We start from the raw sequence: 25,425 nt of genomic DNA on the forward strand, positions 1-25,425 counted from the left end.
CTGCTTTTTTGTTTCTTTTTACAAGCAACTATTGCACAATTAGCTGCTTGCTTAAGCTAACATCAGTAGTTGTTAATCTTATGAGATACAAGCCAGGTGTCAATGTGCTAGCATCAAGCTTGTATATATTTTGTCCCACCTTGGAAACAGCTTCCTGCAACAGTTTAACACGAACGCCATTGACATTAAACAATTCCAGTTTGTATTTCCCGGCTTGAGGCAATGTAAACGATACGTTCGTACCAGAGGTAGCAGGGTTTGGTGAAACAAATAAATCACTTTCATAATTCACCACTGTTGGTTCTGCTACTGTTCTGCTGGTAATCGACGGACTGACGCAACTGCCTAATTTATCACCATGCGCTAAATGATCCTGTACCCCTTCATAGCCGATGCACAATTCCTTGCCACCTTTGTGACACAGGATTACCTTGTCCATCTTTGTGCCGCAGCGCACATCAAACACCGTTGCTACTATCGAAGCCGAAGCGGAACATCCGTATTCATTGGTTGCTGTAACCGAATAAGGATAATTGCCGGCACTGGACGGAGCAAAAATTGTTGAAGCGTTATTGGTTACGCTCAATGAAGCTGAAGGCGTCCAACTGAATTCACTTGATGTGGACGTTGCATCCGTTGCCGTAAAGTTTAATTTCTGTGCTCCATAACCCAGGAACACGGTAGTAGCTGAGCCGCCAGTGTATGTTTGATCGTTACGTGACACCACAATACCTGGTTGTGGTATGGCGCCAACAATTGTAACAACCGCTTTTGCATTGGCGGTATTGTTATGAGCATCGGTAACTGTAAGCGTTACTTCATGCGTACCAATGCTGGCACACGTAAACGAAGTTTTATCAATGCTCATTGATTTAATACCGCAAGCATCTGCAGAACCATTATCAATATCAGCAGCAGTGATTGTTGCTTTTCCACCGGATAAGTTCACCGTAATGTTTTTCGTTACAACGGTTGGTGCTGTCACGTCTTTCACTGTAACGGTAGCAGTGCCAGTAGCCTGGTTGCCATGGGTATCCGTTACAGTCAAGACAACAGTGTTCTCTCCAACATTGCTGCAGTCGAACGAACTCTTGTCAAGATTCACAGACTGAATTCCGCAATCATCTGAAGAGCCGTTGTTCACATCTGCGGCTGCGATTGTTGCTTTGCCATCAGATGATAGGTTGACAGTAATGTTCTTTGTAATTACAGACGGTAACGTCACATCTTTTACTACAACTATGGCTGTGCCGCTGGCTTGGTTACCGTGCACGTCGGTTACGGTTAACGTTACCGCGTTCTCTCCAACATTGCTGCAATCAAAACTGGTTTTGTCAAGGCTAATCGCTTTAATTCCGCAAGCGTCAGCAGAACCATTGTTTACATCAGCGGCAGAAATTGTTGCAGTCCCACCCGTTAAGTTTACTGTTATATTTTTTGTGGCAGCAGTTGGTGGCGTTAGGTCTTTTACAAAAACAGTAGCTGTGCCGGTAGCTTGATTACCGTGGATGTCAGTTACCGTTAATGTCACAGTGTTCTCTCCAACATTGGAACAGTCAAATGTGGTTTTATCCAACGACATACTTGCTATTGCATAATCATCACTGCTTCCGTTGTCTATATTAGCAGGTGTGATGGTAACGCTGCCCATCTCGTTCAGATTAGTGGTGAAGTTCTTCGTAACAACCACAGGCGGAACAGCGGGGTTGGTTACCGCAAATGAACCAAAGGCTGTATAACCTGATACCTTGACATAATATGGATTGGGAACCGTTCCGGCACCGGATAAAGTTGAAGGCGTTTCAACCCAAGAATTCGTGTTGTACCGTGCTTGCGGTGTTGGAAGGGAGAGATCGAAATTAGAACCTTGATCTGCCGTAATCCAGCCGAGGCTAACATCCAATTTGGCGACACCCGTGGTCGTTGGCACAATCGAATATTGCTTGTTCACCATTCGTGTTGCATTGGTTACCGGCTTATCAAATCCAGTCGCAACGCCCACTCCGACGATGTCGGCCGTACCAGAATTATTTAGCTTTACAGGGCTGTATGTACCGCCTGAGCCAATCGGATAAAGTACCTCGGAGTTGGCAACTTTGCTTTTCAATAAACCGCCGCCGCCAATGTTGAAGAACACTGTCAACGGCATAGATGAATTGGTTACAACGAGATTGGTTGCCGTATTGCTCGAACTGATTGTTCTTGCACCTGCATCCACAACGCCATTCGGCCCGATGTTCAGGTTTAATGTGCCAACCGGTGATGAGCCAGTTGCCGGAACGAGGCGCATTGCATTACCCAGCATCCACGTGCCATTAGTGTTAATCGTGATGACACTTGCCCGTGTTGAATGCGCAACAATAGCGGTTGTGCCCGTAGAGCGCATGTCCAATGTACCGTTAATATTGTAGGTATAATTACCAAACGAACTAATGGTATTGGTAGCGTTGGTATTGCCGCTGCTTTGAATGTGCAGGTAACCCGAGCTTCCCATGGTTACTGTCTTTCCTTCGTTGATTGTGACAGTAACGTTGTCGTCGTTTTGCGAGTTATCGCTCGGCGATGTTGTGCTAAAGGCACGCAGGTAACTGGTCAGGTTTAAATTGGCATCAACAACAATTTCCAGGTTCTGCGCCATCGTGTGTACAGAGAATGTATTCAGGTAATACGTACTTGTACCTGTGACATAGATCGTACCGTTGTTGCGGGTAGCTTCGAAGTTGACGCGGTCAGTAGAAGTAGAACTTGAACCTACTGCGCCAAAGTTGTTAACGCTGTTGGCAATACGAAGGTTCTGCACAGTGGCTGTACCGGATGCTCCCGTAGTAGTGCCTGATAACAATGTCGCACCACTTTCCACGACAACGTTATTTGCACTCGTCGTGGCATTTAAGCGAACAGTATGACCGGTGCGAATGGAAACGGTTGGCGTTGATGAAGAAGGAAGCGTTGAAGTTGCATTCCACGAAGTGCCGTCAAATACTTCCCAGATAGCGGTAGTAACCGAGCCGGAACCCCAGTTGCCGCTCGCTTTTGTTCTGTAGTCGCCTGCAACGGTTATAGGCACGTTCGCTGTTTTAAAGTTCCATACCGAACCTGTGGTGGTGCCATTCACGTTTGTTGCATCAACACGCCAGTAATACTTAGTGTTCGGGCTTAGAACCGGCGAGGTGTACGAAGAAGACGTAGCAGGAATTTCTGCAAGCTTTGTCAGGTTATCGCTGCTGGTTCCAAAATAAATCGAATAGTTATCCGCATAATTGCTTGCCCAGGTAAGGTTGACCGTATTGCCACTCAGGAAAAGATTGCTTGCATTGTTAACGGGTGAAGGGCTTGCCGGATTAGTAGGCATTGTCGTTGACGACGGCGTTGTTACCGGAACGACGGAACTGTAAGCCGACTCATTCAACGGGCTATGTGCTTTGATGCGGTAGTAATATTTCGTACCGGGCGACAGGCCAGCATCTAGGTAAGTTGTCGTATTGGCATCAATGTGCGCAATATCCGCAAAATTGATGCTGTCGGTGCTGCGCTCTAAAACAAAATAATCTTCATTATCAGAATTGTCTGTCCAGCTGCAATTGATCGTACTGGATGCCGTTGGAATTGATGTTGTAGCGTTTAACGCTAAACCCGATGGAGCTTCTACAAAGTTGGGTGATTGTACGGCCAATTCTCCTTTTGCCGGATTAAAAACCCACAGCAGGCCTGGTCCAGGCGTAGCAGGATCAAACCGCGTGATGGTACCGGTAACCGAAGCTAAAGTCGTAAAGATTTTAAACTTGTCGCCGGAAGCAGGCGTTCCTGTAAAGTTGATTTTTAGCGTACCGTCGTAGGCAATGTTGCTGGTCACATTAACCTTGTCCCAAGTGTTTGTTGTTTTGTTTACATCAATATTCGTGATGGCTGTTGATTGCAAGGTCAGCTTATCTTTCAGCGTTAATGTACCAATTGAGCTGTCACCCGGTTCTAACGTACCGGCTACAGTCGCCGCACCGGCGATGCTTCCTTTACCGGCGAGGATTGTTCCATCATTTACCGTTACCACTCCGTTTCCGGAATTGGTACCGTTGATGATTAATTTTCCTCCCGTGATCGTTGTTGTACCTATGTAGGTATTGTTGCCATTTAAGCGCCACAAGCCGTTGCCTTCTTTCACAATGGTGGTCGTTCCGTTTCCATCTGCTGCATTGCCGTAAAGGTGGTTGTTGATGATGCCGTTAAAGGTTTCATCGGTTCCTGCTCCACCAACAACGTACGTGGTAAAACCGTTACCAAAACTCGGAGACTTTGTTCCACCCGTAGAAAGCCATGTGCCAGCATTTCCCGATAAGCCTCCTAAGTAAAGTGTTTGGTTGTTGCTATAGGCAATGATCTTGGTATTACCGGTTGTAACGACTCTGTTGCTGGGGAAACCTACACCGTTATCAATAGCCAGAAGGCTGTAGTTGTCATCGGTCGTCACACCGTTGGCTACCAATGTACCCGTAAAGTCGCTCCAGTCACCTTGAATGATTTCCCGCAAATAAGGGATGGTATAATTTAATGTGCCATTGCCATGAACCGTCATGGATAGGTTGGCATTGCGATAAGGCTCAAATCCATTCACGGTATTGTCGTCCACATACAAATTCAACGGATAGTTTTCGTAAATGGTCGTGCTGCCGTTGGATGTTTTGTACGTACCGTTGTGCAAACGCAAAACGTTAGATGTACCAATGCCCCTGTTGTCGCTTATGATATCATCGGTTTCGGTTGCACTGCTCACAGGACTCACTTCCAGCGTACCGCCTTTGATAACAGTCTCGCCGGCATAAGGGTTGGCGTTTTTCAACACCAATTTACCGGGGCCTGATTTAGTCAATCCTCCATCACCGGTTAATACCCCATTGAACGTTACGGTGCTGACGCTGTTGCTTACATTGAATTCGGTTGTCTCATCTATTGTAGCGCTTCTATCTGTACTTGCTGTGCCGCCGGTGTAAACCCATGTGCCGCCTTTCCAAACCCAGTTAAAGCCGTAGTTTGGCGAAGCACCGATAGAGCTGGCTACACCGCCATTGGCGAGTTTATTGAACTCAATCGTACCAGCTCTTAATACGGTTGCGCCGGCATATGTATTATTGGTTAATAACGATAATGTTCCCGTTCCTGTTTTGTTCAGTGATTTATTTCCTGTGATGTATCCGGGTCCCGACAAAGTGTAATTACCGTTACTGTTTACCAGGATATCGTTGGTTGTCATTGGCGCGGTAATGTTCACGGTTCGTCCGGACGCACCTGCTTCAGGAAAAGCAAGAGAGCTGCCATCAGTAAAGGCGGCGGGTGAATTGCCTGCTGTTTTCCAGTTGTTGGTGATTTTGTCCCAATCTTGGCTGATTGCACCTGTCCATGTCAAATCAGGCGAAAACGTTGTTGGATCCAACACAGGAACTTCAACCGGTTTTGTTTTTGCCGACAACTCGTTGGAATAGCCTGATTGCGTTGTAGCATTGAAGGCTTTTACACGGAATGTGGCGGTTTCTTCGGGTTGCAGGCCGTTCAGAACAAAGAAATTTTCGTTCACACCCGTTGTACCTATCTGCACGAATGTGCCGTTGACTTTTCTTTCTACAATATAACCTTGTTCTCTTTCGGTGTAATCGAACCATGACAAGTACAAGGTGTTTTGCGTAGCGGAATCTTGTTTCAGCTTTAAAGGAGCCCTCAGGTAATCCTGTACGCTATTGGCCGCGATGCTGTTGATGTAGTTTTCAATGTTTGCATAGCCATTTCCTGAAACGGTCATCGCATCGTTCACAGCAGGATTGGTTCCGTTGGCTGTCTCCCAAGCATCAGGCATGCCATCGTTATCGGTATCTATTCTTGCTGTGCCGGCCCACAAACTCCAAGTGGTAGGAGCACCAAAAGGCAGTGTGCTTTCGTTGGCAATCAAGTCGCCTTTTTTACCAAAAGTTTTTACTTCGTTTACCACATAATAATCTGCGTAGTCGCGATAAGGAAGGCTTGCGCCAACGCCAGGTAATATATTGTTGATTAATGTATTTGCAGGCACGGTTGGCAATGTTGGGTAATTATACGGCGTTGCCTGAAAATCCGGCGGGCCTTCGTACTCGCTTTGCGGAACCGTGTAAGGATTAAAAATACCGTCCCGGTTATTGTCGTAAATGTTGTCGGCTGCGTAAATATGGAACAACGAATTGCCGGCACTTAACGGCCGTACGCCGTCAACAGGCCCTTGAATAAAGCAGTTGTTGGTAACGTTCACATAAGAATTACCACTGGACTCACCGCCCATGATGTACGCACCTGCGCTCCAGTTGTACACGATGTTGTTGACGTACTGACTGACACCTTTCACTTTGTTGTTGCGGGTACCGTTATCAGCGTAAAGGTTACGGTACAAGGTAATGCCACCATCACATTGAATCAATCCGCCGGCAGAATGTGTTAATAAACCTTGCGAGATGATGCTGTTTTGAATGGTTACATTTTGTGCCGTAGTTGAGTTGATAGAAAAGTTTTCATCTCGTCCCCATGACACCGAGCAGTGATCAAAGATGATGTCATGCCCATCCGACAAGCCATTGGCATCCGTACCGCTGCTGCCCACAATTCCCATTCGTATTTTCATGTAACGGCAAATGGTATTGCTTGCCTTGGTGAATGACCAACCGTTGCCGTACACGATAATGCCTTCGCCGGGAGCTGTTTGACCGGCAAGGTAAATGTTGCTGGAAACAACCAATCGCTCGGTAATCTTAATTACACCGGCAACGTCAAATACAACAATCCTGTTTGGTTGGCTCACGGCATCACGCAATGAGCCTGCGCCCGAGTTATTTAAATTGGTCACGTGATACACCGATCCATATCGTCCGCCGACGGCGTATTTGCCAAAACCTTCGGCTCCGGGGAAGGCGGGCAATTGCGAATTGGAATGTAAAGACAAGGCGAGGGCTACAAAGAGCGCAATGCTCTTTGCGAGGGGTAAAATTTTTTCCATGTTGGTTTTAGTGAATAGCTAAGTCGTTAGTAATAGAAGCAAAAGATGGTTTTAGTTAGTAGCAGGGAAATTAGAATGAAGCATTTTGCAGTCTGTCCTGTGCTGTTATGAAAAATGCCCAAGTATTGACGGGAATTTCGTGGAAGAAACCTCCTAATCAATTCAACTGATTTAATATTTCAAAAACGGCGCGTCAATATGCATCGGCATGAATTGGCTGTGTCAATTTTAACGATCAAGGCTCGCGGTTGTAATCATCATGGATGATTACAACTCCAAACGTCATCTGTCTTGTTCGAAAATAGTTCTACACCAAAGACTGTAGAAAGTGCAAGAGAAAAGATGAAGCGGAGGAATGTAAAAGTGAATTATTTACCGACGATTGTTCGTCCTGTGCTTTACGATTTTAAGAGCAGTTCCCAAACGTTGGCACAAATGGCAGGGATCAACAAGTTTTATAGATCATTTGTATCGTCGGAAATAACAAGCTGAAAGTTATTTCCGACGATAACATTTGTAGCCCCAAGGGTTGAAAATTCGAACTTTTTGCTACAGGATTTAAGGGATTTGTGTCCCTTATTGGGTATTACCGGGTAAAACTGACCAGTAAAAAATCCGAGTTTTTCCAGATCTATCTAAACGAGGTTAGATAGACTAATACCCTTTCCGGAGCATTTCAGCAAAGTCGTTTGGCAATGGACTTTCTTCAACTGCTTTTGCTGCTTTTTCTACATCGTAGTCAAACCGGATAAACTCAACCTGTACCGCATCTTTGTTGGTTATGCTGCTATCTTGGTTGATTGTTAGAATTACATAACAGCCCTTTGGATTGTTGTCTTTTGGTTTACCTACCGAACCGATGTTGATTGCATGGCGGTAATGAGTGTTCTGCGTTGGTTCTGCTGGTAGTATTCTGTGATAAGGTTTGTGAGTATGACCAAAGCACATGATGTCTGCATCTGCCTGTTCCATAATTCTCAATAAACTTTTCTCTTCCCTGTCTTCAAAAAGATATTCGTTTATCTTTCTTGGGCTGCCATGCACTAATAACAAATTGAGCTTGTCATTATTTAGCTGAAACTCTACTTTGATGTGTGCCGGTAAGGTTCTTAAATATTTTCGTTCTTCGGGTTTGACGATGGAGTTGGTGAAGCTGATGGATATTTTGCCCATGTCTTTTTCAGGCTCTGTCTTGTAAGCACAGCCACATTCATCACTCATTAAACCAATTCCCTGGTCGTAGTTACCGGCAATAGTCGGGATGCCCCTCTTCCTTATTTCATTCACTACTTCATTTGCCCAAATGTTGTAGCCTACTAAATCGCCCAGGCAATAGATACCATCTGGCTTTTGTTCTTCAATGCTTTTAAAGCAGGCTTCGAGTGCCGGAAGGTTTGCATGAATGTCGCTAAAGAGTGCAATTCTCATTCGATGTTATTTAAGCGTTTTGTAATTGTTGTTTTGTGTAGTATTTCCGTCTGAACCAAAAAGCCACATTGACCAATGCAATGAGTGCCGGGACTTCTACCAATGGTCCAATCACACCGGCAAAGGCTTGACCGCTGTTGATGCCAAAAACACCAATAGCTACTGCAATGGCTAATTCAAAATTGTTGCCTGCGGCTGTAAAAGCGATTGATGCATTGGTTGAATAGTCTGCTCCCATTTTCTTGCCGGTAAAGAAGCTGACAACAAACATGATGGCAAAGTAGATGACTAAAGGAATGGCTATTCTGATTACATCAAAAGGTATCTGAACAATCAGTTCTCCTTTCAAACTGAACATCACAACAATGGTAAAGAGTAGTGCAATCAATGTGATGGGTGAAATGACGGGTATAAATTTGCTTGTGTACCACTCGTCGCCCATTGCCTTCCGAAGTATAAGCCTTGTTACTACACCTGCTGCGAAAGGGATACCTAAATAGATGGCAACACTTTCTGCAATTTGTCCGATGGTTATTTTTACTTCTGAACCGGTGATGCCAAAGAGTGGCGGTAATAGAGTTACAAATACATACGCATAAACGCTGTAAAGCAGTACCTGGAAGATGCTGTTCAGCGCTACCAAACCAGCTGCATATTCCCTGCTACCTTCTGCGAGTTCATTCCATACGATGACCATTGCAATGCATCGAGCCAAGCCAATTAAAATAAGACCTACCATGTATTCGGGCTTATCATGTAAAAAAAGTATAGCAAGGATGAACATTAAGATGGGTCCTATTATCCAATTGAGGAATAATGACATTCCTAAGACCTTTGTATTCTTGAACACTTCTTTCAGCTTCTCATATCTGACCTTAGCGAATGGCGGGTACATCATCAGGATTAACCCTACTGCCAAAGGAATGTTTGTTGTGCCTGATGAAAAGGAATTGATGAATATTGAAGACGAGGGAAAGAAGTAACCGATGGCTACTCCTACGCCCATCGCTAAAAATATCCAAAGGGTTAAATACCTGTCCAAGAAACTTAACCGCTTTCTTTCAAGTGCCGGAGCACAGTCCTTTGCTGACATAGATTTATAATTAACTCGTTGTTTTGTTAGGATACTGTTTCGGGTTGCCTTTCCAATTGTTTCTTCCTCACAATAGCACTAACGGGGCATACATGACTAAATTCCGATGAGCCCTTTAGTTCTGCCGGCACTGCATCCCTGGTAATTGTGGAGTAACTTTTTTTGCTAAAATACTTATCCGCTGTTTCCGTAAGCAGGTACATTTCTGTAATGCCGCTGGACTTTGCTTCCTGTTCAAGCTGTGTTACCAATGTTTCAGCTATACGCTTATTTCTGTGGTCAGGGTGAACAACCATTGAACGAAGCAAGCCGTAATGACCGTATCGCTCCATTCCAATCAGTCCTATTAACTTACCTGCATCAACCGCTGCATAGAAGTCGGTAAGGACATTCGGTAAATCTTCTGTCGGAAGATTTTGCGATTGTAAAAGGCTCTTTATTTCATCACGGCTTTGCTCCGTAGCTTTTACTATTTGCATAGTATAAAATGGTTTGGTATTTATTAAACGGTTGTTCTGATGCTTACTTCTTTTTTCTTTCTGCGTATTCTCCATAAATCAGAAGTGGAAAAAGGCTGTTGGTCGCGTTTATAGTTATTGACTACTTCCTGACCTGAAACGCTGAAAGATGTTCTGCAATAGTCAATGCAGCACTGTGGTTCATTTTGTGGTGTTTGGTTGTTATTGATGTTCATTTTAAAAGCATTTGTAATGAGGAAAAGAAGGTTATCGTTTTGATTAATTACAGCAATCAGTACCGCAGCAAGCCTTTTCTTCGTTTGTTGGCTTTTCTGCATACACGGTGATGCTTCGAATGCCTGTACCGGATTGTTTGAAAGCTGAAAGCTGTTCATCTGATAGGTATTGTTTCAGGATATCGTCAGGAACAACGATAGCTTTATCCTTTTGCACTGTGATATTCTTGAAACCGTTGGCTTCTATGAGTTCCAAGTACACTTGCTTTTGAATTGCACCGGCTACACAACCTGCATACATTTCGGCAGCTTCCCTAATTTCTTTTGGCAACTGACCTTCTAAAACAATATCAGAGATTGAGAAGTGTCCACCAGGCTTCAGCACTCTGTAAATCTCTTTGATAACTCCGTCTTTATTTGGCACAAGGTTCAACACACAATTGCTCACAATCACATCGGCCGTATTGGCTGTTACCGGCATCTTTTCAATATCGCCCTGCCTGAACTCAACGTTATTAAATCCTCTGACTTCAGCGTTGTGTCTTGCTTTGTCAATCATAGCTGGGGTGAAGTCAATCCCGATTACTTTTCCGGTCTCACCTGTTTCATGCCGTGCTATGAACGCATCGTTACCTGCACCGCTGCCCAAGTCAATGACTACATCACCCTTGTTGATTTTGGCAAATTGTGTAGGCAGTCCACAACCCAAGCCCAAATCAGCATCGGGGTTGTAACCTTCAAGGCTTGTGTAATCATCTGCCATGATGTTATACACTTCAGTTGAACAGCCACCCGAACCACAGCAGGAAGATGCATTTGTGTCTTTGTCCTGTAAAGCAATCTCGCTGTATTTCTGCCTTACCCGTTCTTTTACTTGTTCTTGTGTTTCCATGACGTTTATTTTAGAGTATTATCGAAATATTACGATGATTACGAACAAAAAAAAGTCAGCAACAATTGCTGCCACCCTTATAACTTTCAAAAAGTTGATTAATCCAGGCTTGTGCCGCCTTCCACTCTTTTTCATCAATGCAATAACACACTTTTGCTCCATCGATTTCTCCCTTAATCAGTCCGGCTTCTTTTAGTTCTTTTAGATGCTGTGAAACGGTGCTCTGGGAAAGCGGCAGTTCTTCAACGATGTCTCCGCACTGACAAGCTGCTTTGTTAGCAAGAAACTTCAGTATGGCAATTCGTGCAGGGTGTGCCAAAGCTTTAGCATATTTCGCCAACCTGTTTTCCTTTGCACTGAACTCGTATGATTTCGTTGCTCCCATTGTATTTATATCGCAATATTACGATAAGTTTTTAATCCGCCAAAATATTTCTAAAAAGATAAAAAAGCCGAAGGCTTAAAAAGACAACACCGATAATAATAAGCATGCTGCACTGGCTGGATGCAAGAACCAACCCTGTCTAGTCCTAAAATAGCTTTACACTAAGCGGTGTAAAAATGCAAGAAAAAAGAAGCGGCGCAACGCAAAATCGAAGTATTCACCGGCGATTGTTCGGGCCGTGCTTTACGATGTACGGACCAGTTCCCAAACGCTTGCGCAAATTGTAGCCAAATACAGGTTGCCCAAAGGCAGCGGCAGCATGATCTCCAAATGGGTGAAGAGATATTCTTCCGACTTTTCTGCTATGGAAGATTTACAACCCGCTATCAGCAACATCAATCTTGTGTCGCGTTCAACGAAGAGCAATAAGGAAACAGAGCTGCAAAAACAATTGGAAGAGGCCAAGCGCAAAATCATCTGCCTGGAAACCATGATTGACATTGCAGAACGGGAAATTGGAGTGAACATCAGAAAAAAGTCTGGTACCAAACAGTCGGGTTTGTAAAAGCGCATTATGCTCTTGGTAGCCTGGAAGAGCTGTGCGGACTGTTTGGTAAAACAAGGCAGGCATTTTACGAAGGCGGCTGGCGAAAAGAAAAAGAGTCAATGGGGGCTGCGTTGGTGCTTAAGCAGGTGGCCTTGACTAGAAGGGAATTGCCCAAAGTAGGCACTCGGAAACTTCAGTATTTACTCAAAGATTTTCTTTTACAGCATCACATCAAGATGGGCCGGGACGCCTTGTTTTCCCTTTTAATGGAAGGGGGCCTGCTGGTCAAAAAACGCAAGCGAAAAGTAAGCACGACCAACTCCCGCCATCGCTTTCGAAAGTATCCCAACCTGGTGCGGGAACTGGAGCTGGTACGAGCAGAACAAGTCTGGGTCTGCGACATCACGTACATCGCGTTGTCCAAAAGCTTTTGTTATCTATCGCTGATTACCGATGCCTATTCCAAAAAGATCGTGGGCTACAATCTGGAAGCTACGTTGGAAACAGAAGAGTGAGTGAAGGCGCTTGGGATGGCCCTAAGCACACGGACCAAGCCAGCAAACCACGGATTGATACATCACTCTGACCGGGCATTCAATATTGCAGCAACGCTTATGTGCAGCTTCTATTGACATCGCATATCTCGATCTCGATGACAGAAAAAAGCGACCCCTATGAGAATGCAGTTGCCGAGCGGATCAACGGCCTTTTAAAGGATGAATTTAATCTGGTACGAACCTTCCAAAATATCCAATAATGGGTCAACATGCACAGGAATTCATACACTCAAATTCCGCAAAGAAAGGGAAGAGATGGAAGCCTATGTCGGCATGAGCACATTTTCCACCTCGAACCTGGAAAGGCTTGTCAAACGCTCTACCGATTATCTCATGGAACTTCCGTCTGTATGGACTTCCAGCGATTACAAGGAAAAACAAAAGCTCCAATTTTCCATCTTCCCCAAAGGAATACACTACTCCAAGAAAACCAGCCAACCTCGAACCGTAAAAATGAATTCGATATTTACGCTCATTGCCCGCCAGAAGGGACTTGTAGAGGAAAGAGAAACCGGAACTTCTGAGCTAATTTTCAAAAATTCCGGTTTGGTAGCCCCGACAGGAATCGAACCTGTATCTAAAGTTTAGGAAACTTCTATTCTATCCATTGAACTACGGGGCCGGCGAAAGGCCACAAAAATAAAGGTTCGGCCCTTACCCAAAAACAATCGGGCAGAAAACCTACATTTAGCCAACCAAAAGCGCGGCAATGAAAAGATTCTTTTCTCCTTGTTTTCTCACCGTTTACCTTTTTCTTCCCTTTTATATGAACGCACAAAAACCGGTCTTTAATCACCTTGCCTTGTACGTAACCGATTTGCAAAAGAGCACCGTCTTTTATAGAGATGTCATTGGCCTTGATACCATTCCCGAACCCTTTCACGACGGCAAGCACACGTGGTTCGCCGTTGGACCAACCGGCCATTTGCACGTCATTGCCGGAGCGGCTTCTCCCACGCCTCATGCCAAAGACAACCACCTTTGCTTTAGTGTTCCTTCGGTAGATGCTTTTGTAAAGCGGTTGAATAAAGCCAACATTCCTTACGAAGACTGGCCCGGCAAACCCCAATCAATCACTACGCGGGTGGACGGCGTGAAGCAAATCTATTTTAAAGACCCCGACGGCTATTGGATAGAGATCAACGACGCTGTGCAGTAAGGCAACCCGTAAATTTTATCTCGCAAGAAGAAAGTGGCTGTTCTGTTGAGCCCGACAGCCAAGGACGCACCCGGCAAGAGCGAATGTTATTTAGCGCTTATCTTTGCCCTCCCTGAAAATCGTCTATGAAGTTTTACAACCGGCTCATTCAGTATCGTCTCTATATAGGAATCATTTTGCTTATCGGGGGCCTGGCACTCAACCTTACGGTCAGCGGCTTTTGGCCGGTGTTTCCGCTTTATCTTATTGGTGTTATTTTAATCGCCGGTCATTTTTTCTTCGGGCCTTTGCGCCTCATACAAGTGCACATGGAAGAAGGCAACATGGAAGAAGCCGAACGCATCGTCAATTCCATTCAATTTCCCAACCTTTTGTACAAGCCTATTCGCTCGGTTTATTATACCCTCAAGGGCAACCTCGCAATGATGAAGCAGGATTTTGACACGGCCGAAAAGAACATGAAAAAAGGCCTCGACCTGGGCATGCCAATGAAAGAAGCCGAAGGCGCCAGCCTGCTGCAAATGGGCATGTTGGCTTTGCAGAAAAACGATTTCAAGCAGGGCGAAAGCTACATCCGCCAAGCCTTGCGCAAAGGCTTGCACGACAAGGAAAGCCAGGCCGCGGCTTATTTGCAGATGTGTTCCATCATGATGAACAAACGCGACATGAACTCTTACCGCGCCGCTAAAGACTTCTTTCGCAAAGCCAAGGCTTTAAAGCCTACCACGCCGCAGATTGTCGATCAGATCAAACAAATTGAAAAATACATTTCACGAATACCGGGGTAAGAAAAAGACTAAATCATTGCATAGCGCTCCGGTTTCCGGGGCGCTTTTCTTTTGCGCCGGAAAACTATTTTCTGAACATGGGTTGCCAAAGAATTACGCAACAAAAATGAATGCAATTACCTGTGACAGCGCACCCAAAAACAAGCCTGCATAAACTTCAAACGGGTTGTGGTCGGCATTGAGCAGCCGCGCCGTGCAAACGCAGCCTGCAATAAACAAGGCAACAGATAAATAAGGCCCGAAATTAAGGCTGCTGCGCAGCGAGAGCAAAAGAAGCAAAGCAATAACAACACCCATGGCCAGTGCGTGCATGCTGACTTTAAAGTAGTTGTTGAAAAAAACACCGAAGCAAGTCGTCAGAAAGACAGCCAGGCTAAACATTACTGACTCTTTTGGAAAGCCGAGATTTCTTGAAACGTACCACATCCAAAAGTAAAAGATCATGGAAGCCATGTAGGGAATGATGCGGTCTTTTTGGGTTTTTAGCTGAACTGTTTTGACAAAACCCAGGGCTTTTGCAATGAGCACTGTAGCCAGCGGCAACAACGTGTAGCTTACAAAAAATTGAACAAGGAGCAATCCTTTACGAAAAGGCTCCAGATCGGGAAACAAACGCAACACGAAAACAAAAAACCACGCAACGTAAACCGGCACAAACAAGGGATGAAAAAGGTAAGAGACGACTTTGGCGGCTGTGCGCAGGGCCGGATGAAAGGAAAGAGGAATGGCAGCTTGTGCGTTGTTCATCGGGCAAATATAAGTCCTCGCAGCCCGCTTGATTTAAGCAAAAGATGGATTTAAAAGAAAGGCGAATTGCGGACTTTACTTGCAACCGAAAGCAAGATTTCTTTTAAATCTGACTGCACCAATTATTAGAACGGTAGAAATGAAAGACAGGTTGGCCCGGTGTTGAATAGACTTACCAAACGCACAAGTGTGCGACGCAACGAAAGCTGAATAGCGGTACAAAAGTCCGGTACATAAAAAACCCAATCAAAAACATGATTGGGTCAGCCTATTTACAAGGTAAGCGACATCTCTATTTGGTTGCCTTCACAGCCGCCACATCGGCCAGCGGAATTGCTTCCTTCCCTATCACCAGTGATTGCCCGTTGTCGAAGCAAGTGAAATCCTTTTTTAATTGCACAGAGCTAACTTTTAACTCGTCGCCGCAACGTTTTACGGTGAGGTAGTGAAACTGTGGTTTGTAATCAACTGCCAAGTCATCAAGGCAACCCTGGCCGGTGCGCAAAGGCTGGTGCAGTCCGCCGCCGCCGCCAATGACCAGAAAATCTTTCCCGCCTTTTTGAAAATGCTCGAAGTTGTGCGAGTGGCCACTGATAAAAAGCCGGCTTTTTTTAGAGGCCATGAACAAGGGAACAAACTTCTCCTGCACGTCTTTACTGCTGCCCACAATTTTACTGTTGGTATAAGGCGAATGATGACAACCGGAAATGATAAACTGGATTGCGGGATCGGCGTCAAGTTTTTGGAGCGTTTGTTTGTACCAAGCTATTTGTGCGGTGTTTTGTTCAGCCGAAAGCGTTCCAAAATTTGAATTCAGCAGAATGACCGCAACTGAATCCTTTACCTCCAGATAACCCGTGGGCACATGGTCGGGAAAACGCTTCTGAAACTTGCGCATTCCTTTACCGGCTTGTCCCATTACTTCGTGGTTGCCAAGGGCTGCATATACCGGCACGTTCTCATCACGAAGGCTTTTTAGATAAGCGTCCATCGGCTTCCATTGATGATTGCTGTAACCGAGGTTCACCACATCGCCCATAATGAAAAAGGCGCCGGGCTTGCGTTTGGTCACGGCATCAAACAACAGTTTGGTGGCTTGCTGGTTGTGATCTTTTTTAAGGAAAAGCGTTTCTACCCACATGGGCTTTTGCGTGTCGGAGGCAAAGCAAAGCTCGGTGCTGTCGGCAATCGTTTGCGCATGGAGTTTTACGCAAAGGAGAACGAGGAAAAGACAAAGAAGCTTGAGCATAGGAAAAGGGGTTGTGTTATCGCGGTTTGTTTTGAGAACGTACCAAAGCTAACCAACCCAAAAAACAAAATTTCGTGAAAACCGGCAGGAGCGGTGGTTTTGACTTTAAAGCATTAGGGAATTATCGGGTAATCTGTTAATCCGGCGACCCGGTTAAACGGATAAACGGATTGCCGGATCACCACCTTAAAAACCGCCACACTAATTGCAACTGTCCGCAAAGAGAGCCATTGGACGTTTCGGCTGCGTAAAGCCATTTTACTTCGGCACCCAGTCCGGTTTGTGAGCCAAGGGGATAGATGTACGAGGCCGCCGCCATCCAGCCTACACTCAACTTATTAGCTGTGACATTGCCGGCGTAATCGAGTTTTGTGTTTAAAAGATAAATACCCGAGCCGGCGAAAATGTTCAGGTGCTTTTTTAGCGACATGCCCCACTCCAGTAAAATGGGTGTTGCGTTTAGCGAAATTTTTCCGCTCTTTCCAACGGAGTCTTTTAAATCGTATCTGTAAAATGTTACCTGTCCGGTTTCCAAACCTGCCTTTAACAAGTGATCGGGAAACCACATAATGCGCAGCGTGCCCACCGGGTTAAACTTGTGTACGGTAGGTTGCAGGTAAGCAGGTGCGCCGCCGTTGGACAGATAATAACTCATGCCGCCGCCAAAATAGGCCACCAGCGAGTACTCGCCACGGCCCGTAGGACGCGACGTAAATTTTTCTTCTTGCGCTTTTGCGGCAAAAACACCGACCAGGGCAATCAGCAATAAAAGGGTTTTATTGTTTTGTATAATACGCATACGCTACGGCTGATGGGTAATTGGAAAGAATACCGTCGAATTGCCCGTTGGTTAAAAATTCGTTTATATCGGCTTGGCTGTCGAGCGTCCAAACAAACACTTTGCGGCCCTCACCGTGCATGGACGAAACGGCGTCGTTTTGCAAGCCAAGTGTAAATCGCGGGCCCCAAATTGTTGAGTTGGCGGCATGCACGTCGTCAATCGTTAATTCATTTACCGAGGGTACAGAGGCGTAGTTGGGCAATGCTCTAAAATTATCCAGCACGGTTTTATCGGGGATGCCGATGGTGATGAGCAACGTGCGGCCAATGGCTGCGGCTTTTTGCATAAACTCGGCTTGCAGGTCGCGTTCTACCTGAAGATTGCCGGTCAGTTTTGTATCCAGCCATACGTAACGCAAAGCCGTGTTGTACACCACTGTATTAAGGACATCGCGCAAGGTGGGAATGCGTTCGCCGTTAATCAGCCGCACCAGCGATGTCAACTGCGCATAACTGTAACTGCCGACCGGCCCTACCATTCCGTTTTTTTGGATTAGTCTTTCGTTCAACGTGGCGTCGTGAAACAAGATGGGTACGCCATCGGAAGTCAGGCGAACATCTATTTCAATTCCCGTGGCACCGAAGCGTGACGCCAGCTTTACAATTTCAACGGTGTTTTCCGAAGCCGGCAATAAATCAGCAGAACGACCGCCGCCGCGGTGTGCCACAATCTCAAGTGGTTTACCTTTATACAAAGGCCTTGCATAGCGCAGTGAAACAGGAATGGAAGGCGCATCGTCCGAGAGGCCGTAATTGCCGGTGATGATGAGGTTGTCGCCTGGTGTCCATGTGTTGTTAAGCAATTTCATGGCGCCGTTGTTCCTGTCAATGGTAAGCCAGACCTTTCCGGTTTCGGTGCCGATCATTCTTCGCCAATAACCGTTAAGTAAAATAGAGCTGTCAGCGGTGCGCTTGCCTTCGCAAACAAAATAGATGATGTCTTTTTGGCAAAAGAAAGAAAGGTTGTAAGTCGTATCCGTTCCGTTGGCGGTATAACTCCACTTCAATGCACAATCGTTGCCAAAGCGATCGTTGCCGTCGCTGATGTTGTAAACGCCATCGAGCAGTTTCACCGCCTTGCTCGTTAGCTTCACGGCCGAAGACGCATTGTACAAATCCCAGTTAAGCGAAGGAACGGGTGCTTCGTATTTTTTTCTGCAGGAGAAAAACAAAAGAAGCAACAAAAAAAGAAGGCATTTCTTTTTCATAAGTTAAGGCCTACAATGATTTGCGGGTAAAAGATGTTGCGGTCGAAGGATTCAAACAGCGTCCAGGTTTGCCAGAAGAAATCGCTGTAAATAGCCCGGAAGCCAATCGTTAGCGCCTTCTTGCCGTAAAAAGGTTGTTCCAAAATAATGGAATATGAAGAACCACTCAGCAAGCGGCGTTTTGTTTTTAATTCCGTGTCAACCGCATAGGTTTTGATGCCGAAATCCATCAGGGCATCGGCGCGAAAGGTGAGCAGAACTTTTTTATTAAAACGCCGGCCCAGCGAAAAGTTGGGAATGTTTTCAAAGCCGTGCCCTCGCGTTTTAATTTCCTGCACGTTCACGTTGCCAAACCACACGCCAACATCGTTCCCCAAGGCCATTGAATAACGCTCGCTGAACTTGTGCACCCACCGCGGACCGATGGTGAAAAGATTTTGCAACACCTGCACGCTACCGCGTATGTCGGTATAAAAATTTGGCGCAAGCTTTTTGAGAATGTGTATGTCAAGCGCGGGAATGCGGTAATGAACTTCCTCTGTAATGTCGTACGGCATGGTGGTGTTGGTAAAGCCAAGCGAAATTTTCCAGGGCCTGTCCATTGGATAGGGAAAGAAGACACCTTTCAGGCGGTGGGTGGCCGTGTCTTGCGCACGAAGGACGGTGCAGCAAAAGGCAAGGCAGAAACAAAAGACGTATTTCATTGCGGTCAGGTTAAAGCATGAGTTCAAAAAGCGTATGCAATTCCCAAGCCGCAGGAAAAATTTGGGGTTTGTGGTTGGGGTGACGGTCGTTGAAGGCTTTTGTGATTCGAAAAAAATTGAGCGGTACGCTGAACGATGAAGCAGGTGACACAACGAACGCGGACAGTAGCAATGGCTCCGGCTTTATAAAAAGAAAACGCAATCATTAGAATAAGACTGCGTTTCAAAAGCCTTTTCGCACCGCACAAAACCACAAACCTCTTATTGTAAACCCGGGTCGTTAAACGTGTCGCCTTGTTTTATATCGCCGGTTTCAAAACCTTTCTTTAACCAAAACATCCGTTGCGCCGATGTGCCGTGCGTGAACGATTCGGGCACCGCATAACCTTGTGCTTCTTTTTGCAATTGGTCGTCGCCAATGGCTTGCGCGGCTTTTAATGCGCTTTCCATATCGCCGGCTTCCAGCAAGCCCTGGCCTTGCGCATAATGCGCCCATACGCCGGCAAAAAAATCAGCCTGCAATTCCAGCTTCACCGAGTATTTATTGTATTCCTCTTCGCTCAAACGCTGGCGCAGCCGGTCCATTTTATCTGACGTGCCCAAGAGATATTGAATGTGGTGTCCCACTTCGTGTGCAATGACGTATGCCTTGGCAAAATCGCCGGCGGCGTGAAAACGGTTGCTCAGCATGTCGAAGAAAGAAAGATCGAGGTAAAGCTTCTGATCGGCTGGACAATAAAACGGCCCCGTAGCACTGCTGGCACCGCCGCAGCCCGATTGTGTGGCATCGTTAAAAAGCACAAGGATCGGGTTTGTGTACGCAACGTTTACCTGTTGCGGCAGTTGCTGTGCCCAAACTTTCTCGGTGGAACGCAAGACCACTCTTGACAACTTGGCCTGGTCGTCTTGGGCAGCCTTCTGGTCGGGCGATAGCTGCGTTGATTGCTGTCCGTTTCCCATGGGCAACTGCGAGGGGTCAACGTTGTTCCCGGTGAAAAGATTGAAGAGCAATACGATGACGCCGATGATGCCGCCGCCCACTGCAATGTGACCACCGCCAATGCCCCGGCGATCTTCTACGTTACCGCTTTCTTCTTGTCCCTGCCAACGCATAACAATAAGTTTAGAGTTTGAAGGTAAAAAAAATGTGCCGGGCCCAAGCTTTACCCAATCCTGCTTGCCAGCGACGTCTCCCTTGTCCACTAATGCGCCGAATGTTAAAGAGTGCAACGCAAGGAACGTTGAATAGTGGGTCTGCCGCCGAATCCATAAATAAAAACGCCACCAAAAGTCTGACTGGATTTTTTCGTCTCGTTGAAAAGCAAGTGTCTGTGAGCAGCTATCTCCTTCTCCAGACCGAAGGCCGGTTTGGGCAAGGCTTATATTTGCGCCACAACTTAACCGGCATGAAACGTTTCTTCCTTCTCATTCTTCCGCTTTCCATTCTTGTGTCGTGCAAAACCGCAAGCTCAATTACCGGCAACAAAGACAACGGCAAGATTGACGTAACCTTTCTCCAGATAAATGATGTGTATGAAATAGCGCCGCTTGGCGGTGGCAAAGAAGGCGGCATTGCAAGAGTAGCCACATTGAAAAAAGAATACCTGCAAAAGAACCCGAACACATTTTTGGTTATCGCCGGCGATTTCGTCAGCCCTTCCGTTTACAACAGTTTACAGGTGGCTGGCAAAGCCGTACGCGGCAAGCAAATGGTAGAAGCCCTGGGCAGCGCCGGGTTGGATTACGCCATGTTTGGCAACCACGAATTTGACATTAAGGAAAGCGAGTTGCAGGACCGCATTGACGAGTCATCTTTCGGATGGATTTCTTCCAATGCTTTTCACAAAACAAAAAGCGGTGTTGAGCCTTTTGTAAAAGAAGGCAAAGGGCCGCTGCCAAAAACATTTATCCTGCGGGTAAAGGACGCCGATGGCACCACCGCGAAAATTGGGATGTTGGCGCTCACGGGTCCTTTCAACAAAGCGGATTTTGTAAGCTATACCGATGTAATGCAAGCGGCGAAAGAAGCCTACAATGCGTTGAAAGATTCGTCCGATGTCGTTATCGCCATCACGCACCAAAGCATGGATGCCGATGAATTGTTGGCAAAAGAAGTTCCCGGCCTTACGGCCATCATTGGCGGGCACGAACACGACGGCCGCTACGCAAAGGTGGCCGGTATCCCCATTACCAAAGCCGTTGCCAATGCAAAGAATGCTTACGTGATTCAATTGCGCATCAACAAAAAGAAAGGCACGCACAACGTAAAAACAAGCATCGAAACACTGAACGAAAAAGTAGCCTTGGACAGCGCAACAAATGTGGTGGTGCAGAAATGGAACCGCATTGCCGAAGAGAATTACGGTTCGCTTGGCTTTGATGCAAAAAAAGTAATGATCGAAAAAGGCGAACCGCTTGAAGGCCGTGAAACAGCCGTGCGCAGCCGGCCAACCAACCTTACGCAATTAATTGTTGCGGCCATCAAAGACGCCGCACCACGGGCCGACATTGCCGTGATGAACGGCGGCTCCATCCGCGTGGACGATGTGCTGCAGTCGCCCGTTACGCAATACGATATTTTGCGGACGCTGCCCTTTGGCGGCGCTCTTAGCGAAGCCGATATGAAAGGAAGCTTGGTGATTAAAATGCTGGAAGCGGGAAGAAAAAACATCGGCAGCGGTGGCTTTTTGCAGTACAGCGAAAACCTTGCTTACGTTGCTGATAAATGGATATTAAACGGGCAAGCCATTGACCCGGCAAAAACCTACCGCATGGTGCTGCCGGAGTTTGTTTTTTCGGGTAAGGAAGCCAACATGGATTTTTTAAAACCCGATAACGTGGACGTGGTGAAAGTCTACCCCACCGCCGGCAAAGGCGAGCCTTTGTCTGACATTCGTTTGGCGGTGGTGCGTTACCTCGAAAAGAACAAAGCCCAATACATGAAATAATATTTTCGCAAACAAACATTCCCTATCTCGCAGATATGGAATGTCTCCTTTTCCCTACATTAGCGCAAACACAATTGCTATGTGCAAACTCTTTTCAACAGCGGTCATCGCTGTTCTTTTTTTGACGTCTTGCAGCAACACCGCCAACACGAGTACAACGGCCAACGATTCTGCAAGCAAAACATCATCCGATTCTGCGGCTACTGTTGATGGCCACCCGGCCTGGATTGAACAAGGCAATGTTTACGAAGTCAACGTTCGGCAATACACACCGGAGGGAACCTTCAACGCCTTCGCGCCAAACCTTCAACGCTTAAAAGACATGGGCGTGCAAACGCTTTGGTTCATGCCCGTCAACCCCATTTCAAAATTTGGGCGCAAGGGTGTATTGGGAAGTTATTATGCCGTGTCGGATTACGATGCCATCAATCCCGAATACGGCAACATGGACGATTGGAAGGCCCTTGTGAACAAAGCACACAGCATGGGCTTTAAAGTCATTATTGATTGGGTGCCCAACCATACCGGCGCCGATCATCCCTGGCTAAACAATCATCCTAACTTTTTTGTGAAAGACAGTACCGGGAAACCGGCCGTGGCTTTTGATTGGAGCGATGTTCGTCAACTTGATTACAAGAACACCGAGATGCAGGACAGCATGATCGCGGCCATGAAATACTGGGTGAAGAATACGAACATTGATGGCTTTCGTTGCGACGTAGCCTGGAACGTGCCCGGTGAGTTTTGGAAGAAATGCATCACGCAGTTAAAAGCCGCAAAGCCCGGCATGTTCTTTCTGGCCGAAGGCGACAAGCCTTATCTCCTGCAAAACGGCTTTGATGCGTTTTATCCCTGGGACGCTTTTCACATGATGATAAACGTGGCAAAGGGTAAGCGTCTGGCATTTGCGTTGGACAGTGTGAAAGCCAGATACGACACGGCTTATCCGCCGGCTGCCATTCCAATGTATTTCACCAGCAACCACGACGAGAACAGTTGGAACAAAGCCGACTACGGCACCATGCCCGGCGCTTCTCATGCACCCTTTGCCGTGTTCACGCAAACCTTTGCGAAATCGGTGCCGCTCATTTACAGCGGACAGGAAGAACCTTTCCTTGACAGCGTAAGTTTTTTCTACAAAGACACCATAACGATGCACGATTACAAACGTGCGCCTTTTTACAAAACGCTTTTGAATCTGCGCAAAAGCAATTCCGCACTGGCAGCAAACGCATCGTTTAAAAAATTACGCACCTCAAACGATGCGGCTATTTATGCTTATGAAAGACAGAATGGAGCCAATAAAGTTTTGGTTGTGCTTAATCTTTCGGCAAAGCCGCAAAAATTTACGTGGACCGACCAACCCTCGGAAAAAGAATGGAGCAACGTTTTCTTAATGAACAAAGAACCGGCGCTTACATCAATCGAGCCGTGGGGTTACGCGGTGTATGAAAGGAAGTGAGAGGTGAGACGATAAACGTGAAACCAGAAAAACTTTAAACCAAAACCAACGTATATGTTTTTGCAACTCAAACACAAGTCGCTACATGTTTACGAAGCTGTACGTGAACTGACGAGAGAGGTTTACAAGGCTTCAATGTTGCTGCCCCCAGAAGAAAAATTCAACATGGTGCAGCAAATCAGGAGAGCGGCTTTGTCGGTGAAATTGAATTTAGCTGAAGGCTCAACGAGACGTTCTGAAGTAGAGCGAAACCGTTTCATCGAAATCGCAAGAGGGTCGGTTGTAGAAATAGATGCGGCTTTCGAAACTGCAGTAGATCTTGATTATTTTAAACTTGAACAATTACAAAAAACAAGTGAGCTGCTGAACAAATGTTTTGCCATGCTCTCCAATATGATTGTATGAGCGGAGTGCCTTGTCTCACGTTTAACGTTTGACTTCTCACCAAACCAAAAATTATGTTCGATTCAATATTAGATTTTTTACAACCTGTCAACTGCGCCGAAATCAGCAATGACACAGGCTACAAAGAAGGACAGATCGGCAAAAGCATTGACACCTACGAGGAAGAGTTTCCAAACCTTGACGAAGCCGATATTGTATTGGTTGGTTGCGGCGAACAACGCGGCGCAGCCTTGCTTCATCAAAGCACGGCTCCGACCTCGGTACGCAGCGAGTTTTACAACCTGTACCAATGGCACAGCGACGTAAAACTTGCCGATGCGGGCGACGTAAAAATTGGCAAGACCGTTAACGACACCTACGCGGCGCTAAAAATGGTCGTGCATGAATTAATCAGTGCGAACAAAACCGTTGTCATTCTTGGCGGCTCCAACGACCTTGCGCTTTCGCAATACCATGCTTTCGCCGACGACAAAAACGCAATTGACGCCGTGGGCGTGGATGCGCTCATTGACATTAATCTTGAATCGCCTTTTCGCGCCGATAATTTTTTGATGGAATTGCTTACGCTTGAGCCCAACTACATGCGGCACTATAACCACATCGGCTTTCAAAGCTATTACGTGCATCCGCGCATGTTGGAAACAATGGACAAGTTGCGCTTCGACTGCTTTCGCGTGGGTACGGTGAAGGAACACATGGAAGAAATGGAACCCGTCATTCGCAATTGCAGTTTTATGGCTTTTGATATTTCCGCGATTGCAGCCGCTTTTGCACCGGCCAATCATCTTACACCAAACGGCTTGAACGGCGAGGAAGCCTGTACGCTGATGCAATACGCCGGCATGAGCCCGAACCTGCAAAGCGTGGGGCTTTACAATTACCGTCCCGAACGCGACGTGGAGAGCCTTACGGCGAAGCAACTAAGCCAGATGCTTTGGTATTTTATTGACGGTTTCAGTCGAAACAAACGCGAAGCAAAACTGGACGAACGCGAATCTTTCAACGAGTTTCACACGATGTTCTCCGACGTGGATACCGTGTTTTTGCAAAGCAAAAAAACCGGCCGCTGGTGGATGCAGATGCCGGACAAGGAATTCATTGCCTGCTCGTATAAAGATTATCTCATAGCCAGCAACAACGACTATCCCGAACGCTGGCTGCGGGCACAGGAAAGACCTTAAACGGTTTGTGGTTTTTAGTTTATGGTTTGAGGTTGGCGTGATGTGCACAAATGTTTTTCTTCTCGTTTGCTCCGTGCGAAAATATTTTTTGTGTCATGGTGTGCGTCCGTTTACGCCAATTCGCTGGCAAGG

The 25,425-nt window shown here is 46.3% G+C and carries 20 protein-coding genes and 1 tRNA gene; 8 read left to right on the forward strand and 13 right to left on the reverse strand.

The features are described from left to right. Nucleotides 1–28: 28 nt before the first annotated feature. The 6 genes from FSB75_RS21710 to FSB75_RS15190 all read right to left on the reverse strand — a co-directional run bounded on the left by FSB75_RS21710 (nt 29) and on the right by FSB75_RS15190 (nt 11,498). Entirely contained in the window at nt 29–7,006 is a 6,978-nt protein-coding gene (locus FSB75_RS21710; RefSeq protein WP_148671881.1) for an autotransporter-associated beta strand repeat-containing protein, read from the reverse strand. A 654-nt stretch (nt 7,007–7,660) separates the two neighbouring features. Beyond that, on the reverse strand, nt 7,661–8,434 hold the full coding sequence (locus FSB75_RS15170) for a metallophosphoesterase family protein (protein WP_146789228.1): 774 nt from the start codon (nt 8,432–8,434) through the stop codon (nt 7,661–7,663). Nucleotides 8,435–8,444: 10 nt separating this feature from the next. Further along, complete coding sequence (gene arsB / locus FSB75_RS15175; RefSeq protein ID WP_146789230.1) at nt 8,445–9,527, reverse strand: ACR3 family arsenite efflux transporter; 1,083 nt, start codon at nt 9,525–9,527, stop codon at nt 8,445–8,447. A gap of 26 nt (nt 9,528–9,553) precedes the next feature. Beyond that, on the reverse strand, nt 9,554–10,081 hold the full coding sequence (arsN2, locus tag FSB75_RS15180) for an arsenic resistance N-acetyltransferase ArsN2 (RefSeq protein WP_146789232.1): 528 nt from the start codon (nt 10,079–10,081) through the stop codon (nt 9,554–9,556). 183 nt (nt 10,082–10,264) lie between these two features. After that, a complete protein-coding gene (locus FSB75_RS15185) occupies nt 10,265–11,113 on the reverse strand; it encodes an arsenite methyltransferase (RefSeq protein ID WP_146789234.1) in 849 nt (282 codons plus the stop codon). 55 nt (nt 11,114–11,168) lie between these two features. Continuing rightward, nucleotides 11,169–11,498, reverse strand: coding sequence for an ArsR/SmtB family transcription factor (locus tag FSB75_RS15190; RefSeq protein WP_146789236.1), 330 nt, complete (start codon nt 11,496–11,498; stop codon nt 11,169–11,171). A gap of 238 nt (nt 11,499–11,736) precedes the next feature. Here FSB75_RS15190 and FSB75_RS15195 point away from each other — a divergent pair, with 238 nt between their 5' ends. After that, on the forward strand, nt 11,737–12,063 hold the full coding sequence (locus FSB75_RS15195; RefSeq protein WP_146789238.1) for a hypothetical protein: 327 nt from the start codon (nt 11,737–11,739) through the stop codon (nt 12,061–12,063). A 134-nt stretch (nt 12,064–12,197) separates the two neighbouring features. After that, the gene (locus tag FSB75_RS15200; RefSeq protein ID WP_146789240.1) at nt 12,198–12,560 is read left to right on the forward strand and encodes a hypothetical protein; all 363 of its coding nucleotides are present in this window, start codon (nt 12,198–12,200) and stop codon (nt 12,558–12,560) included. A gap of 589 nt (nt 12,561–13,149) precedes the next feature. Here FSB75_RS15200 and FSB75_RS15210 read toward each other — a convergent pair. Further along, nucleotides 13,150–13,224 (reverse strand) — tRNA-Arg (locus tag FSB75_RS15210). An 87-nt stretch (nt 13,225–13,311) separates the two neighbouring features. Between FSB75_RS15210 and FSB75_RS15215 the strand changes: the two genes are divergently transcribed. Both FSB75_RS15215 and FSB75_RS15220 read left to right on the forward strand, forming a co-directional pair. Further along, the gene (locus FSB75_RS15215; RefSeq protein WP_227990600.1) at nt 13,312–13,761 is read left to right on the forward strand and encodes a VOC family protein; all 450 of its coding nucleotides are present in this window, start codon (nt 13,312–13,314) and stop codon (nt 13,759–13,761) included. Between the two features lie 125 nt (nt 13,762–13,886). Continuing rightward, nucleotides 13,887–14,549 (forward strand): tetratricopeptide repeat protein, encoded by a 663-nt coding sequence (locus FSB75_RS15220; protein ID WP_146789241.1) that lies wholly within the window; start codon nt 13,887–13,889, stop codon nt 14,547–14,549. Nucleotides 14,550–14,642: 93 nt separating this feature from the next. Here the strand turns inward: FSB75_RS15220 and FSB75_RS15225 are convergent, their stop codons facing one another. From FSB75_RS15225 to ypfJ, 6 genes are all read right to left on the reverse strand, one after another. After that, nucleotides 14,643–15,296, reverse strand: a complete 654-nt coding sequence (locus FSB75_RS15225; protein ID WP_146789243.1) for a hypothetical protein — start codon at nt 15,294–15,296, stop codon at nt 14,643–14,645. Between the two features lie 292 nt (nt 15,297–15,588). Then, complete coding sequence (locus tag FSB75_RS15230; protein ID WP_227990601.1) at nt 15,589–16,545, reverse strand: metallophosphoesterase family protein; 957 nt, start codon at nt 16,543–16,545, stop codon at nt 15,589–15,591. Between the two features lie 178 nt (nt 16,546–16,723). After that, nucleotides 16,724–17,344 carry a hypothetical protein gene (locus FSB75_RS15235; RefSeq protein ID WP_146789245.1) on the reverse strand — a complete coding sequence of 207 codons (621 nt, stop codon included), beginning with the start codon at nt 17,342–17,344 and terminating at the stop codon, nt 16,724–16,726. After that, entirely contained in the window at nt 17,322–18,593 is a 1,272-nt protein-coding gene (locus tag FSB75_RS15240; protein WP_146789247.1) for a glycerophosphodiester phosphodiesterase, read from the reverse strand. Before FSB75_RS15240 ends, FSB75_RS15235 begins: the two co-directional genes overlap by 23 nt. After that, entirely contained in the window at nt 18,590–19,297 is a 708-nt protein-coding gene (locus tag FSB75_RS15245) for a hypothetical protein (protein ID WP_146789250.1), read from the reverse strand. Before FSB75_RS15245 ends, FSB75_RS15240 begins: the two co-directional genes overlap by 4 nt. A 261-nt stretch (nt 19,298–19,558) precedes the next feature. Continuing rightward, on the reverse strand, nt 19,559–20,410 hold the full coding sequence (gene ypfJ, locus FSB75_RS15250) for a KPN_02809 family neutral zinc metallopeptidase (protein WP_146789252.1): 852 nt from the start codon (nt 20,408–20,410) through the stop codon (nt 19,559–19,561). Between the two features lie 293 nt (nt 20,411–20,703). Here ypfJ and FSB75_RS15255 point away from each other — a divergent pair, with 293 nt between their 5' ends. The 4 genes from FSB75_RS15255 to FSB75_RS15270 all read left to right on the forward strand — a co-directional run bounded on the left by FSB75_RS15255 (nt 20,704) and on the right by FSB75_RS15270 (nt 25,293). Beyond that, entirely contained in the window at nt 20,704–22,245 is a 1,542-nt protein-coding gene (locus FSB75_RS15255) for a bifunctional metallophosphatase/5'-nucleotidase (protein ID WP_172623166.1), read from the forward strand. Between the two features lie 79 nt (nt 22,246–22,324). After that, entirely contained in the window at nt 22,325–23,707 is a 1,383-nt protein-coding gene (locus FSB75_RS15260; RefSeq protein WP_172623167.1) for an alpha-amylase family glycosyl hydrolase, read from the forward strand. A gap of 54 nt (nt 23,708–23,761) precedes the next feature. Further along, nucleotides 23,762–24,112, forward strand: coding sequence for a four helix bundle protein (locus FSB75_RS15265; protein ID WP_146789258.1), 351 nt, complete (start codon nt 23,762–23,764; stop codon nt 24,110–24,112). A gap of 53 nt (nt 24,113–24,165) precedes the next feature. Further along, nucleotides 24,166–25,293 (forward strand): arginase family protein, encoded by a 1,128-nt coding sequence (locus FSB75_RS15270; RefSeq protein ID WP_146789261.1) that lies wholly within the window; start codon nt 24,166–24,168, stop codon nt 25,291–25,293. The last annotated feature ends 132 nt before the right edge of the window (nt 25,294–25,425 follow it).

It is taken from the genome of Flavisolibacter ginsenosidimutans, assembly GCF_007970805.1.
GTDB lineage: Bacteria > Bacteroidota > Bacteroidia > Chitinophagales > Chitinophagaceae > Flavisolibacter > Flavisolibacter ginsenosidimutans.

Excerpts from the sequence above, each read along its gene's own strand:
- FSB75_RS21710 (WP_148671881.1), bottom strand. The coding sequence starts at position 7,006 with ATGGAAAAAATTTTACCCCTCGCAAAGAGCATTGCGCTCTTTGTAGCC.
- FSB75_RS15170 (WP_146789228.1), bottom strand. The coding sequence starts at position 8,434 with ATGAGAATTGCACTCTTTAGCGACATTCATGCAAACCTTCCGGCACTC.
- arsB (WP_146789230.1), bottom strand. The coding sequence starts at position 9,527 with ATGTCAGCAAAGGACTGTGCTCCGGCACTTGAAAGAAAGCGGTTAAGT.
- arsN2 (WP_146789232.1), bottom strand. The coding sequence starts at position 10,081 with ATGGAGAATACGCAGAAAGAAAAAAGAAGTAAGCATCAGAACAACCGT.
- FSB75_RS15185 (WP_146789234.1), bottom strand. The coding sequence starts at position 11,113 with ATGGAAACACAAGAACAAGTAAAAGAACGGGTAAGGCAGAAATACAGC.
- FSB75_RS15190 (WP_146789236.1), bottom strand. The coding sequence starts at position 11,498 with ATGGGAGCAACGAAATCATACGAGTTCAGTGCAAAGGAAAACAGGTTG.
- FSB75_RS15215 (WP_227990600.1), top strand. The coding sequence starts at position 13,312 with ATGAAAAGATTCTTTTCTCCTTGTTTTCTCACCGTTTACCTTTTTCTT.
- FSB75_RS15220 (WP_146789241.1), top strand. The coding sequence starts at position 13,887 with ATGAAGTTTTACAACCGGCTCATTCAGTATCGTCTCTATATAGGAATC.
- FSB75_RS15225 (WP_146789243.1), bottom strand. The coding sequence starts at position 15,296 with ATGAACAACGCACAAGCTGCCATTCCTCTTTCCTTTCATCCGGCCCTG.
- FSB75_RS15230 (WP_227990601.1), bottom strand. The coding sequence starts at position 16,545 with ATGCTCAAGCTTCTTTGTCTTTTCCTCGTTCTCCTTTGCGTAAAACTC.
- FSB75_RS15235 (WP_146789245.1), bottom strand. The coding sequence starts at position 17,344 with ATGCGTATTATACAAAACAATAAAACCCTTTTATTGCTGATTGCCCTG.
- FSB75_RS15240 (WP_146789247.1), bottom strand. The coding sequence starts at position 18,593 with ATGAAAAAGAAATGCCTTCTTTTTTTGTTGCTTCTTTTGTTTTTCTCC.
- FSB75_RS15245 (WP_146789250.1), bottom strand. The coding sequence starts at position 19,297 with ATGAAATACGTCTTTTGTTTCTGCCTTGCCTTTTGCTGCACCGTCCTT.
- ypfJ (WP_146789252.1), bottom strand. The coding sequence starts at position 20,410 with ATGCGTTGGCAGGGACAAGAAGAAAGCGGTAACGTAGAAGATCGCCGG.
- FSB75_RS15255 (WP_172623166.1), top strand. The coding sequence starts at position 20,704 with ATGAAACGTTTCTTCCTTCTCATTCTTCCGCTTTCCATTCTTGTGTCG.
- FSB75_RS15260 (WP_172623167.1), top strand. The coding sequence starts at position 22,325 with ATGTGCAAACTCTTTTCAACAGCGGTCATCGCTGTTCTTTTTTTGACG.
- FSB75_RS15265 (WP_146789258.1), top strand. The coding sequence starts at position 23,762 with ATGTTTTTGCAACTCAAACACAAGTCGCTACATGTTTACGAAGCTGTA.
- FSB75_RS15270 (WP_146789261.1), top strand. The coding sequence starts at position 24,166 with ATGTTCGATTCAATATTAGATTTTTTACAACCTGTCAACTGCGCCGAA.